The sequence below is a fragment of the Halocynthiibacter sp. SDUM655004 genome, from assembly GCF_026015885.1.
Taxonomy (GTDB): Bacteria; Pseudomonadota; Alphaproteobacteria; order Rhodobacterales; family Rhodobacteraceae; genus Falsihalocynthiibacter; species Falsihalocynthiibacter halioticoli.
Genome location: NZ_JAPDUG010000002.1, coordinates 850,916 through 864,363, shown reverse-complemented (window position 1 = coordinate 864,363; position 13,448 = coordinate 850,916). Strand labels below are relative to the sequence as shown.

Genomic DNA, 13,448 nt, shown 5'->3' with positions numbered 1-13,448 from the left:
TGATATCTAACGCCAATTTTCCATTGATAATCGGAGATTGGCAAGATGTTTGTCCGAATTTGACAGTTACAGAAGCATGCCTGCCACCCCCAAGTTTGTTTCGCGGCTTTTTAATCAAAGTTTGTGAACAACACGCGCTTGAGAGACGCGGCCTTAAACCGTTCGAAAGATTCGCGCTCTAGCGTCAGGGCAAGTGGGGCTGTGTCCCGTGGATTGGTATCCCAAGCGGGATGCGCCTTTTACTCTGAGGGAGTTTTTATGTCGCTGATCTCTTCATTGCGGAAGTCCGTCGGCTCGTTTCGATCCGTGTTCTTTCGTGTCTCTGCCATCATGGCCGTTTGTACCGCTGCTGTCGCGGGCACGATGGCTTACATGTCGTATGTCTCTAGCAAAGACATCGCTGAAAACAACACACGAGCATTTGCTCAAAAAGTAACGACATTTTCAGCAAGCCAAAGCGCGAGCGCGATCAGGTTTGGCAACAAGGAAGCACTTGATTCAATTGTCAAAGGAGCGGTTTCCTCCTCACAGGGTAGCGCCCTAGACAGTCTCGTTCTGAACTTGAAAAGCGAGGTCATCTATAGTCACGAGAATAAGGATCTAGGCGGAACAGAACTATATGAACTAGCCGCAAAAGCAGTTTCAAGCGGAGCGGCGCAAACCTCTGCCGACGGTTTTCAAATCGCAATGCCTGCGTTTTTTGGGAAGAGTAATGACCTCGTTGGAGCAATAGCCTTCTCTTGGACCCCGGCGCTGGTGCTTGCAGAGATGAAAAAGGATCAGATCCAAACGTTGCTCATTGCGGCTGCGGTTTTCCTGATTGCCTTGGTCTCGGTAATGTTTGTGCTGCGCGCTTTACTTTCAAAACCACTCGTCCAAGTTCGTCATGCGATGGAAGACGTCGCGAAGGCTAACTACGAAGCAGAGGTCCCAAGTCAGAAGCGCAACGATGAGATCGGCGACATCGCGCGATCCTTGGAAGAGTTTCGCCAAACGCTGCAAGATGCCGAGAAAAGTGCGCGGGAGAGCCAATTTAAAGGAGCCGCGTTTGAATCCTCTTCGTCTGCGATGATGATGGTCAATAAAGAGCTCAGAATAAACTACGTGAACTCTGCGTTTTTTGCGCTTCTGAAAGATAACGAAGCGGCTCTTCCCAAAGCAATCAGAAGCTCCGAGATCAATGACATTATTGGCAAGCCCTATGCTGAATTACTTGGAGGTGATCACAGTATCGAGCGCATTCTTTCGGATACGGATAATCTGCCTCATATCTCGGATATTGTTTTGGGCGATGTTCGAATTTCACAGTCGATCAATATCGTACATGACGCGAGTGGGGCGCCTATTGGCCGCGTGATTGAATGGAAAGATGTTACAGAAGAGCGCCTGAACAGAGCGATTCTAACGTCTCTTGATGCAAGCCAAGCACGTGTGGAATTCCAACCCGACGGCAAAGTTATTAAGGCAAATGATAATTTCTGTTCTGTAGTCGAGAGGACAGAGCGGGAAGTATCCGGAAAGCAAGGTCAGGATTTACTTCCGCAAAATGAGCTAGCGAATAGAGATGACACGCCTATGTGGCACGCTCTCGCAAGCGGACAATCTGTGGTCGGCCGTTTTAATTACCGCGATAGTTCAGGAAAAACAGCAATATTTGATGGCAGCTTCAGTCCGGTTGTCGATCGAGAAGGCAACGTTAGTCGAATTGTAATGATTGCGAATGATGTAACAACTGCACAGCTCGAGCTCCAAACTGCAGAAGAAACACGAGCCAAAATGGAAGCCGAGCAAAATGCCGTAGTAGACGGATTGCGCGTTGGACTGAAAAAGCTTTCAAACGGCGACCTGTCTGCAAAAATCGAAAAAAGTTTCGCTCCAGAATATGAACAACTCCGCAACGATTTTAACCATGCGATCGAGGCGCTTTGCCTAGCCATGACAAGCGTTGTCGAGAACTCAAACATGATCCGCAACGAAACCGGTGAAATAAGCAAAGCGGCTGACGACCTTTCACGGCGTACAGAAACCCAAGCCGCAACTCTGGAAGAAACCGCGGCCGCGCTTGAAGAAATGACGTCCTCGGTTTCTTCCGCGGCTGATGGCGCAGCACTTGCGCGGAAAATGGTTACGGAAGCCCGCGACAATGCAGAGGCCAGCGGCGATGTCGTTCGAGAAGCAGTTACAGCGATGAGCGAGATTGCAAGTTCGTCACAACAGATATCCAAGATTACGAGCGTCATCGACGATATCGCCTTCCAAACAAATCTACTCGCACTCAACGCCGGTGTTGAAGCCGCCAGAGCGGGGGATGCTGGCCGCGGGTTCGCAGTGGTTGCGACAGAGGTTCGTGACTTAGCTCAGCGTTCCTCAGATGCAGCACGCGAAATCAATGGGTTGATCTCTACGAGTGAAAATCACGTTAAGCGAGGGGTAGATTTGGTTGATCAGACTGGTGACGCGTTGAAAGGAATTTTTGATCGCGTATCAGAGATTTCGAGCCATGTTGCGGAGATCGCAGTTTCCGCAGAAGAACAATCCCGAGGGCTCGCAGAGATCAATACAGCGGTCAATCAACTCGACCAAGTTACACAACAAAACGCAGCTATGTTTGAAGAAACAACCGCGGCAAGCCACGCGTTGACCGGTGAAGCTGAAAATCTGGCGAACACAATGGCTCAGTTCAACACAGGTAACCAACCACCACAGGTTACGAGCCCAATTCCAATAAGTTCGCCTCCTTCTCCTGGAGCGAATTCTGCTGCGGCAAAGTCTGTTGTTAATGGAAGTTCGCTTCCGGATAGAATCGACGACGGGTGGGAAGATTTTTGAATGTAATGGCCCACCGGGTTTAGTTCGGTGGGCCATATTTGAGAGAGCGCTAGGCGCGTTAATCGCCAGACAATACCAAAAGCGTCACTGCGTGAAATACATACCTGCGGCAAGCGCTATCACTGCAAGCAATACCGCAAACAAGATCTTCCAAATTGAATAGGGACGTTCTCCTTGAACCTTCCCGGTTTGGCCATTTACAACAAAGCGATAGGACTTCCCTCTGTACTTGTATGCGGCCATCCAGATCGGAGCTAAAATGTGCTTAAATGTTATGTCGGAGTACTGAGTTTCGGCGCGATCAATTCTTTGACGGTCTCCCCCGATATCGAAACGAATGTCTCGGCGAATTCGGTTGGCCATAACGTCTTTTGCAATAATGAAGCCTTCATCAAGTCCAACTGAGTATCCCTCCGACATAAAACCGGCAAGAAAGCGTGGCTGATAGGTTTCAAGAGATGAGAGGTCCCACGGATGCAAGCCATCTGAGTAACCCTTAGGAAGCGAATGGCTTGCCATAACCAAAACGTCATCAAAAAATCGCGATACCCGACCGGAGACAGAAACCCACCGAACTTTCACAACAGTTCGTTTTTGCCGCTTGCCATCAATGACAACTGTTTTGGTTGTTGTATATTCAGTTCCTCTGCCGCCAGTGTACCGAGTTTTGGTTTGGGCGTCATACGTCCAGTAAGGTATGTACACACCTTGCATTTTGCGCCCTTTACGTGCGTAAGCGGCAAGCCCGTTTGGAGCGAACCAAAGCCTGCCGAGCCACTTTTCCATATGATCGTGCGCTTCGCTCTCAGGAATAGCAAAAGGGAGAACCGCTTTCGGCTTTATCACGCGATGCAAGCCTGTATCAGTCACGACCGGTGTGGCACAAAACGGGCATTCGTCCGCGTGGACCTGCTCATCAAAGGTGATTTGAGCGCCACAATTTGTACAATTGGTGACGCGTCGTTCTTCTAACTGTTCTTCGGACAGCGAATTACTTAACGCATCTTGAAAATCCAACTCTAGAATTTCAGGGGAGGTAGGGTTCTCCGCAGTTTCGGTAAACCCGCAATGATCGCAGGTTAAGACGCCTGTCTCGGGCGAAAACCTAAGATCCGCACCACATTGCTCACAGGGGAAACGGTGTTCCTCGTGGGGGCTGTTCATATCTGAATGTCCTCAAATCCCATACCCAAAAGGCTCGCTTCTAAGGTAGCGGGGGCGGTGGGGGTAGCACCGTAAACAGGGTTGCGAGGTCTGAAACGTCTTCTGCTTTCTTCCACCCATCGAGCCCAGCGGTCCAAACTAAGCTTTCGCGTGTGAGGCGCCCGTCGGTCGCCATTTGCCCCATAGTTGCCCTAGAGAATGGGCCTGTTGTTTCACCATTTTTTGCGATGTGCCATACTTTTTCAACCGGTGGCGGCGGAGGTGCGCTGGGAGGAGAGGCGGGTCTTGGCCCCCACGGTCCAGCGAGTTGGCCCGCCATGGCGAGCCCCATTCCGGCCCCCATGCCGGCGGCCATTCCGCCGCCCGCTGGGTTTTGTGCAGCGGCTGTCATCGCTTCAGCAGCGGAGAACTGGGTGTAGGTTGCCATGTCTCCAACAATTCCGACCGATGTCCTTTTGTCGAGGGCTGCTTCTACTGCTGGGGGTAGGCTTATATTTTCGATGTATAATTCGGGTAAAACCAGTCCATACTCTGCGACTTGGGCGCTGATCTGACTGGCTATGAGTTTGCTCAAGTCAGCGGTGTTTGCCGCCATGTCCAAGACTGGAATGCCGCTTCCGGCAATCGAACGGCTAAACTCTTGAACGATTATATTTCGTATCTGGAAGCTTATCTCATCCATCGTGAATTCACCATCGGTCCCGACAATCTCGCGCAGAAATACCGCCGGGTCGGACACACGCACACTATAGGTGCCATAAGCCCGTAGGCGCACCGGACCAAACTCAGGATCGCGGCAAATGATCGGATTCTTCGTCCCCCACTTAAGGTCGTTGAACCGAGTGGTGTTCACAAAATAAATTTCGGATTTGAAGGGGCTTTTGAAGCCATGGTCCCAGTGCTGCAGCGTTGTCAGTACGGGCATATTGTTGGTTTCAAGAAGGTAGAGTCCGGGCGTGAAGACATCCGCCAGTTGCCCCTCGTGGATGAAAACTGCGGCCTGCCCTTCACGAACAGTCAGCTTTGCACCGTACTTAATCTCGTGTCCTTCACGCTCAAATCGCCAAACCATGGTATCGCGCGTGTCGTCGGTCCAATGAATGACATCAATGAACTCACCGGTAAGAAAATCAAAAATTCCCATTTCTACCTCCCTGATTGGGCTATCTTTTCGCCACCCATCAATTCTGTGGCAATTTCATTGACGATCGGGCGGGCCGTACTCGCATCCATTCCAGCGGAAAGCCGAGAGTCATATAAAATTCGAAGCAGTTGCTCGTCATGTGTCGTTAGCAAAGCGAACTCCTCGTCATCGTTGAAAATCGATGGTCGCGCGGCATCGCTGTCGTTTGATAGTCCTAGGCTTTGCGCAATTTCTTCGTGAATGCAGCTTTGGCGAAGCAAGTCTGGATGCTCTTCTCGAATGATAACAACCGCGCTTCCTATGACGTTGGGGTTGCCGCTTTCGCTGTGGGATTGAGTGATGCACAGGTCATTTTTCGTGATGTTTATCAGTGCGTTGACTTCTCTTTGAGCAATGCCGGGTACGTACTCTTGCAAGAGAGGCGCTATTTCGCGCCGTTCATCCTCGTTCAAAATCAGCACATGAAGATTAGCGTTCCTTGCCGATCCTGTTGAAATAGGATGCTTTGTTGCCGATGCCAGCCTGCGCGCAAATCGCTCGACTTCAGATGTATCTTTGCGGCGGCTTTCCGGTGAAACAGACTCTCCGAACTCGACGCTGATAACAACGGGTCTTTCCCAACGACGTAGGGGTGTTGCCATTTCCTGCGCGATGAGGCGGTCGTTGAGCGGCGAAAACTCCGCAAAGAATGCGATTTTCATAAAATTCTGCGTGAGGTCGTTCGCGTCAAACGGAACGTCAACGCCGCCTCCATCCGTGCGCAGCAAACCGCGAACAAGATAGTCTTCTTGGAGGCTAGCGAAATGCTGAATATAGAACTCACTCAGTTCCGAGCGCGTCGGCGCAGGGGCTTCTGGGCGCGGTTTCGGCATCGGCATTGGTGGCGGCGCGCTCTGACAGGCAGCGAGCAAAAGAATGCTCGCTGCTCCAACAGTTTTTAATGCGCGCCGGACTGTGCTCATTAGTTCACGGACGTCCCGATTTCACTTCCGGTCTTGTCTCCGCGCGCCTTTGCTGATGCGAGAGTTTCTTTAAGCTCGTGCTCGAGACGGACAAGCTCTTCTTCTGCTTCGGCGCGTCGGCGTTTGCCTTCGTCAGCGATGGCAAGGCTATCGTTGATTGTACCGATCAGAGTTTCATTCGCTGCTTTCACGGCCTCAATATCGAATACACCACGCTCCATTTCTTCTCTGACAACTTTGTTGGCTTGGCGAAGGTTATCGGCGTTGGCAGTTAGCAATTCGTTCGTCAAATCATTTGCATCTCTAACGGCATGTGCTGCTTCGGAGCTGCGTTGAATTGTGACGGCTTGGGCCAATTGGGTTTCCCAAAGCGGAACGGTGTTGACCAAAGTAGAGTTGATTTTCGTAACGAGAGATTTGTCATTCTCTTGTACGAGACGAATGGACGGCAAACTCTGCATTGTGACTTGTCGTGTAAGCTTTAGGTCGTGAACGCGACGCTCAAGATCATCCCGTGCTGCGCGAATGTCACGAAGCTCTTGGGCCGCCATCACAGCGTCGTTTTCGGCGGCTTTGTTAACTGCAGCCTCTTTCTCTGGAATGGTCTTTGTGTCGAGTTCTTCGATTTTTTCTTCGCCTGCTGTGATGTACAGCCCGAGTTCATCATAGAAGCTCAGGGTCTTGTCATACAGGTTATCAAGCGACTTAATATCCTTCAGCAGCTTGTGCTCATGTGTGAGGAGGCTGTCAGTAATCTTGTCGATTTGCCCCTGAACGTCCTCGAACTTTGCAAGAAATTTTGCAAAAGGAGCGGCGCGTCCGGTGAGGCGTTCCCACCAACTGCGCTTCCGCCGAACGTCTAGCTCAGAAACACTAAAGCCGCGTATCGTCGAAACAATGCTTCTCAGGCTGTCACCAGCGGGGCCGACATCCTTATTCTTCACATCGCTCAGCATAGCTTGCGAAATGGTTTGCAACTCTGCTTGTGCGGATGAACCGAAGTTCACAATTGATCCTGTATCAGTCAGATCTAACTCATCCATACGTTTTTGGATTTCTTCCGCGATAGGTGGTTCGGCTTCCTTGAGTGAAACAAGGCTGTTTGAGGGCTCTGCCAGCTCAACTTTTGCGACCTCTTCAACCAATTCGGTTGCTTTCTCGGCTTGTTTGCGAATGTTTTCGTCCATAATTCCCCCTATACACCTTCGCGCGCTAAGCGCTCTCGAAGGACTTCGATTTCAACATCAAGATCGCCTTTGTCCGCTTCTAGAAGTGAACGCGTGCGGGCTGCGAAATTTGTTTCAAGGTCAGTAAGTAAATTCTCGTAGTCTAGTCTGGCTTGCTGGTTCTGCGTGCGGCTGTAAATGTCGGCAAATTTGGTTGTCGCGTCTCGTGCACCCATTAGATAGACGCCCATGTAGCGACGTGCGGCGGAAAGGTCGCGCGGATCTTCCTCAACGGTCCGAAAGAGATCGCGCGCGACAGTCTGGAACTGTTCGACGCGAGCAATTAGCTGTCGGTCTTCCGCACGTCGGATCGCCTTTGACATGTACTCAAGGTGTTTTTCCGCTTCTGCAACTGCGCGGGCAACCCGATCTTGTTGAAATTCGTCTGCACCTTCGGTCCCTTTGGATTTCAAAGGGTCAGGGCCGAACGAAATCAAATGAAGTGCAGACCCCAAAGTAAAATAGAGGCCAGCTTCAAACACTTCGCCGCCGCCAGCAAGTCCGGCAACACCAAGCCCACAGCCAGTTAAAACCGAGCCAAATATCTTGCGTGGAAACGCGGGTTTTCGGGCAACGCGCCTTGAATCATAAGCTTCGTGGGCAAGTACACCTTCACGGGTAAGCCACGCAGCCGCCAACAGCAGCGCTACTGCGAGGAGAGAGAGAGCCATTTGAGCGGGCTCGCGAAAGAACGCGAGCAGGGCAAGTGGCAGCGGGGTAAAGAAAAGGACGTTAAGTCGCGCGGCAGCGCGCGCCGGTTTCTTGCCGCGAAACGGGTGTGAAGGGGGCTGAGATTGCCCCTCTGTCGCGCCGTTCGGGCTGTATTTCCCTCCGAAGCGCTGGGCCATTATGCCCCTCCGGAGATTGAAACATAAAGCGTCAATACCACCAAAAGAATGAACGCAAGTTTTTGAATACCTGTCCCAGCCATGAATTCCCCCATGCGGGTGCTTTAAAATTACTTTAAGATATAGGGCAGTACACCGATTCATGCTAGCGCATGACCCGAATTTTTAAGGGGGAAATTTCGGATGAGCGAAGCACGACAGAATGCGCTGCCCCATTCGAAGCTGGCGCGCTTAAAATTCTTGCCTGTCGCTTAAGGAGCTTACAGTCGCGAAATCGCCTAGGATTTATTGCGCTTATGCGGTGGTCGAGCGCTTGTTGTCTTGCGTGGCTTCTTCGCGGATTTTGCACCGAAAGCGCCAGATTTCGCCGCTCCCTTGAAACCTGCTGCCTTGCCTTTTGTTGCAAGTTCTTTGCGTTTTCGCACTGGCATTGGCTTTGAAGGTTTCCCTTCATCCTGCGCGAGGCCGAGTTGGTCGCGTAGGACACGCTGCTTCACTTCTTCGACCTCACCGGGCTTAAGTTCTCCAAGCCTGAACGGACCATAAGATACACGCAACAAGCGGTTCACAGTTAGCCCAATCGCCGCCATAGCGCGCCGGATCTCGCGGTTTTTACCTTCGCGAATAGAGACCGTGAGCCACGCGTTTGCGCCTTGTTGGCGGTCTAGAGATACGATCATGGGCTGGAAAGTTTCTCCATCCACGCTGATCCCTTTGCGCAACGGTTCAAGGGTTGTTTCATCGGGGCGGCCATTCACACGTACGCGATAGCGGCGCAGCCATCCGGTAGAAGGCAACTCAAGCTTGCGTTTAATGCCGCCGTCATTCGTTAGAAGCAGGAGCCCCTCCGAATTGATGTCCAGCCGGCCAACGCTCAAAACGCGCCCCAACTCTTCTGGCAGGGCGTCAAATACTGTCTCTCGGCCTTTTTCGTCGCTTTCTGTCGTCACGAGGCCGAGCGGCTTATAGTAAAGCCACATACGTGCGTGCTCTGGTTCGGCAAGCGGCTTCCCGTCGACTTCGATCTTGTCCTTTTCAGTAACGTTCAAAGCGGGGCTGTCTATTACCTTGCCATTGACCGATACCCGACCAGCTTCAATCATCCGCTCGGCCTCGCGGCGCGACGCAACGCCCGCTCGGGCTAGGACTTTGGCGATCCGGTCGCCTGATTTTGTGGTCGGTGTATTGGCTGATTTTTCCATAGGCTCGCTCTATAGCAGTTCTTGGAGAATAGAAAGCAGCTTGGCATAGAACCCAGAACGAGGCAAAACGATGCCATGACACGCTTCAACAGCCATATGAAACATGCGCTTATCCAAGCAAAGAACGCTGCAAAGCGTGGGGAAGTGCCTGTTGGCGCGGTGCTGGTCTCTGGATCTGGTGAAGTGCTTGCAGAGAATGGCAATCGGACTCGTGAGCTTAATGACCCGACCGCACACGCAGAGGTTCTTGTCATAAGAGAAGCATGTTCAAAGCTTCAGACCGAGCGTCTTACTGATTGCGATCTTTACGTCACGCTTGAGCCTTGTCCGATGTGTGCAATGGCCATTTCAGCTGCGCGTCTCCGGCGTGTTTATTATGGGGCGGCCGACCCAAAGTCCGGCGGTATTGCGCAGGGGCCGCGAATTTTCGCGCACCCGCAGGCGCATCATGTTCCTGAAGTATATGATGGCATTTCGGCGCAAGAGTCAGAAGAGCTGCTAAAAAGCTTCTTCAAATCTCGCCGCTAAACGGCTTTGCCCCAAAGGTCGTATTCACTTGCCTCATCTACTTTTACCGTAAGCATATCGCCCGGTTTGAGGTCCTCAAACCCTTCGTCGATAAACAGGTTTCCGTCGATTTCGGGCGCATCGGCTTTGGTACGGCATGTGGCGGCTTCGTCGTCCACTTCATCAACAATGACGTCCTGAAGCGTTCCGACCTTGCGCTCAAGTTTCGCGGCCGAGATGGATTGCGAAACTTCCATAAATCGGTGCCAACGCTCTTCTTTTACTTCGGCAGGAACGTGATCGGGGAGGGCATTGCTTCGCGCGCCTTCGACGTTCTCGTATTGGAAGCAGCCTACGCGATCGAGTTGCGCCTCTTGCAGCCAGTCGAGCAGATGCTGAAACTCTTCTTCGGTTTCACCAGGATAGCCGACGATAAAAGTGCTGCGCAGCGTTATGTCGGGGCAAATTTCGCGCCACGCATTGATTTCGTCCAGCGTTTTGGCGCCGGCTGCGGGGCGTGCCATACGACGCAGAACATCTGGGTGGCTGTGTTGAAACGGGATGTCGAGATAAGGGAGAATATGTCCATCCGCCATCAACGGAATGAGATCACGTACATGGGGATAGGGATAAACATAGTGCAGCCGAACCCAAGCGCCCAAACTCCCCAGTTCGCGAGCGAGATCAGTGATGTGGCTACGCACTTCGCCATCTTTCCAAGGGTTTACATCATACTTGCGGTCAAGGCCGTAGGCGCTGGTGTCTTGTGAGATGACCAAGAGTTCCTTCACGCCCGCATCAACAAGCTTTTCTGCCTCGCGCAAAACTGCGTGTGCAGGGCGCGACTGAAGTTTGCCGCGCATGTCGGGAATAATGCAGAATTTGCATTTGTGGTTACAGCCCTCGGAAATTTTGAGATAGCTAAAGTGGCGCGGTGTTAGCGAAACCCCGCGGGCGGGAAGAAGGTCAACAAACGGATCGGGGCTTGGCGGCACAGCTTGGTGAACCGCATCAAGCACTTGCTCGTATTGGTGTGGGCCAGTTACGGCCAAAACGCTTGGATGCGCACCGGTAATGTATTCAGGTTCTGCGCCCAAACATCCCGTTACAATGACGCGGCCGTTTTCGTTGATCGCTTCGCCAATCGCCTCAAGGCTCTCTGCCTTCGCACTATCCAGAAAACCGCAGGTATTGACGATCACAGCCTCTGCTCCGCCATAGTCCGGAGAGATAGCATACCCTTCGGCGCGCAGACGTGTAAGGATGCGCTCGCTATCCACCAATGCTTTCGGGCACCCAAGGCTCACCATACCGATTTTCGGCTGGCCCTCTCGAATGGGGTCAGAGATTTGCGCGCGTGGTGCAAGGTCGGGGCGGAGTTCTGGCGGATTCTGGCTCATGGCGTGGCTATACACTGGCGTTTGATGCGGAGCAAAGACAAACATAAGCGAAGTCACACTGAGGTGAGGGCCATTGTGGGCAGTTGAAATGGCGCTTACACAGGAAAGAAAATAATTGAGGTGAGCTATGCGTTGGATTTATCGGGGTGTCGCATTCCTATTTACCCTCGGCTTTCTTGCACTTGTCGCACTCGCGCTTATTCCTGGTCAAAAGCTCGCGGACCTCGCGAGCGAGCGGTTGGAAATTGTAACCGGACGAGATGTTCAGATTGAGGGCGATGTAACAACAAGCTTGTTTCCGCATCTGTCGATTAAAACCGGACCTGTTAAGCTGGCAAATGCAGATTGGTCAGATTCTGGCCCGATGATCACTGCTGAGGGCTTGAAAGTTGGTGTCTCCTTCTTTTCGTTGCTGAGCGGCGATGTCGTGATCAAGACGGTTGAGTTTAATCAACCAAAAATTCTACTCGAAATTGCCGAGGATGGCCGCGAAAACTGGTCATTTGACCAGAAGACCATTCAAGCCGTGAAGGCGCCATCCTCAAATGAAGGGGGCGGCGAAAAAGCCGCAACTTCAAGGTCCTACAGCGTAGATGAGGCTGCGGTGAAGGGGGCGGACATCCGTTTTATTGACCACCAGAATGGACGACATGAGCGGTTTCAAAATGTGGACTTCACGCTTCGGATGCCAGATGCAGATGGTGCGATTAAGGTTGTCGGGTCGGGTGAGTATTCCGGCGCAGTCGTGAAAATGGGAGCGACCGTTACCAACGCTCGAAACTTCATTGATGGGCTCGTCACGCCGCTTGAAATTTCGGCCGAGTATGGCGGCGTTAAAGCGAGCTTCGATGGTAAGCTGGGCCTCGGCAATTTCGAGTTTGACGGGCAACTATCAGCATATGCCAATGACCTGTCGACCATAGCGGCACGAATGGGTGGCGCAGGGGGCGCATTCGACGGTGCGCTCGCGCTTTCAGGAAAAGCGACACGCACAGACGACGGCGCGCTCTTTTTACGCTCTGGGCGGATCGCGATTGGTGAAAATGAAGTGCGCGGTGATATCGACCTCCTTCCAGGCAAGGATCGGCCGAAGTTAAAAGCCGCGTTGACGGCGGACGTCTTGGACTTTTCCGAAACTTCAAAATCGCGCAACTCACAAGGCAAGCCACAATCTGCTCGGCCAAAGAAACCCAAAACACAAACGGGTTGGCCCAAAGACCAAATCAGTACTGAGTTTCTATTTCTGACCGATGCTGAAGTTTCCCTTCGGGCAAACAAGCTTGTCCTTGGCGGTTTGAAGCTCGGCAATAGTCAGATTCTAACGCGGGCTGAAGCGGGCAGGGCTGTGTTCGCGCTTGAACAAACCGCTGCCTATGACGGTGCGCTTTCGGGGCAGTTTGTGATGAATGGGAGAGGTGGGCTTTCTGTTGGCGGAAATCTTGCAGCAGCAAATGTTGATGTGGAGCCGCTTCTCGTCGACCTTGTTGATCTAGAACGCTTTTCCGGAAAGGGAGATTTTTCGATCGAGTTCCTTGGCGTCGGGGAATCCGTTGATGAAATTATGCATAACTTCTCTGGTTCTGCTCAACTTGCGATGCGCAAAGGCGCGCTAAAGGGTGTTGATCTGAAGCGGATGATTGCGAATACAGACCCGGATCAGCAAGGTGAAGGCAAGCGGACAATTTTTGACAGCCTGACGGCATCTTTCGATATGGAGAATGGAATTGCGCGTACGGATGATCTTGATGCTCGGGCAAATGGGCTGACTGCTGTTGGTACAGGTGAAGTCGATCTCGGCGAGCAGATGCTTGATTTCCGCATCGTCCCGACCGCGCTTGTGAAAGAAGACGGTACAGGCGGCGTAAAGGTTCCAGTTCGGATCAAAGGCCCGTGGGCGGGGCCGCGCTATTTCCTCGATGTTGAGGCGCTAAACGCTAAGGATTTGGATATTGATCAAGAAGATCTTGATAAGAAGGTGAAAAAGGCGAGGAAGAAAGCAAAGAACGACATCGCCAAAAAGCTTGGGATCAAACAGAAAAAGGGCGAGAGCTTGAAGGATGCCGCGCGCCGAACGATCGAAGATACCGCGACCAAGGAGCTTATGAAGATTTTGGGCGGCGGAAACTAGCCAGAAAGAAAAAAGGGCGCCCGATGAGGCGCTCTGAA

Annotated in this window: 10 protein-coding genes; 3 read left to right on the top strand and 7 right to left on the bottom strand. The window is 52.2% G+C overall.

Going from position 1 to position 13,448, the window contains the following annotated elements; genetic code table 11:
* The first annotated feature begins 258 nt into the window (after positions 1-258).
* A complete protein-coding gene (locus N9C89_RS11800; RefSeq protein WP_263954086.1) occupies positions 259-2,829 on the top strand; it encodes a methyl-accepting chemotaxis protein in 2,571 nt (856 codons plus the stop codon).
* Positions 2,830-2,913: 84 nt separating this feature from the next.
* Here N9C89_RS11800 and N9C89_RS11795 read toward each other — a convergent pair whose 3' ends face one another.
* The 6 genes from N9C89_RS11795 to N9C89_RS11770 form a co-directional block, all read right to left on the bottom strand.
* Positions 2,914-3,993: a TFIIB-type zinc finger domain-containing protein gene (locus N9C89_RS11795; RefSeq protein WP_263954085.1), complete on the bottom strand. Its 1,080-nt coding sequence runs from the start codon at positions 3,991-3,993 to the stop codon at positions 2,914-2,916.
* Between the two features lie 40 nt (positions 3,994-4,033).
* On the bottom strand, positions 4,034-5,137 hold the full coding sequence (locus N9C89_RS11790; protein WP_263954084.1) for an SPFH domain-containing protein: 1,104 nt from the start codon (positions 5,135-5,137) through the stop codon (positions 4,034-4,036).
* 2 nt (positions 5,138-5,139) lie between these two features.
* Positions 5,140-6,009, bottom strand: coding sequence for a DUF2927 domain-containing protein (locus N9C89_RS11785; protein ID WP_263954445.1), 870 nt, complete (start codon positions 6,007-6,009; stop codon positions 5,140-5,142).
* 89 nt (positions 6,010-6,098) lie between these two features.
* A complete protein-coding gene (locus N9C89_RS11780; RefSeq protein WP_263954083.1) occupies positions 6,099-7,286 on the bottom strand; it encodes a toxic anion resistance protein in 1,188 nt (395 codons plus the stop codon).
* Between the two features lie 8 nt (positions 7,287-7,294).
* The gene (locus tag N9C89_RS11775; RefSeq protein WP_263954082.1) at positions 7,295-8,173 is read right to left on the bottom strand and encodes a 5-bromo-4-chloroindolyl phosphate hydrolysis family protein; all 879 of its coding nucleotides are present in this window, start codon (positions 8,171-8,173) and stop codon (positions 7,295-7,297) included.
* A gap of 278 nt (positions 8,174-8,451) precedes the next feature.
* Complete coding sequence (locus tag N9C89_RS11770) at positions 8,452-9,375, bottom strand: pseudouridine synthase (protein WP_263954080.1); 924 nt, start codon at positions 9,373-9,375, stop codon at positions 8,452-8,454.
* A 75-nt stretch (positions 9,376-9,450) separates the two neighbouring features.
* On the opposite strand from N9C89_RS11770, the gene N9C89_RS11765 reads away from it, so the two are divergent.
* Positions 9,451-9,903, top strand: coding sequence for a nucleoside deaminase (locus tag N9C89_RS11765; protein ID WP_263954079.1), 453 nt, complete (start codon positions 9,451-9,453; stop codon positions 9,901-9,903).
* On the opposite strand, the gene rimO is transcribed toward N9C89_RS11765, so the two are convergent.
* Positions 9,900-11,282 carry a 30S ribosomal protein S12 methylthiotransferase RimO gene (gene rimO / locus N9C89_RS11760; protein WP_263954078.1) on the bottom strand — a complete coding sequence of 461 codons (1,383 nt, stop codon included), beginning with the start codon at positions 11,280-11,282 and terminating at the stop codon, positions 9,900-9,902. The two genes, N9C89_RS11765 and rimO, sit on opposite strands and share 4 nt — an antisense overlap.
* Positions 11,283-11,409: 127 nt before the next feature.
* On the opposite strand from rimO, the gene N9C89_RS11755 reads away from it, so the two are divergent.
* A complete protein-coding gene (locus N9C89_RS11755; protein WP_263954077.1) occupies positions 11,410-13,410 on the top strand; it encodes an AsmA family protein in 2,001 nt (666 codons plus the stop codon).
* Positions 13,411-13,448: the final 38 nt, after the last annotated feature.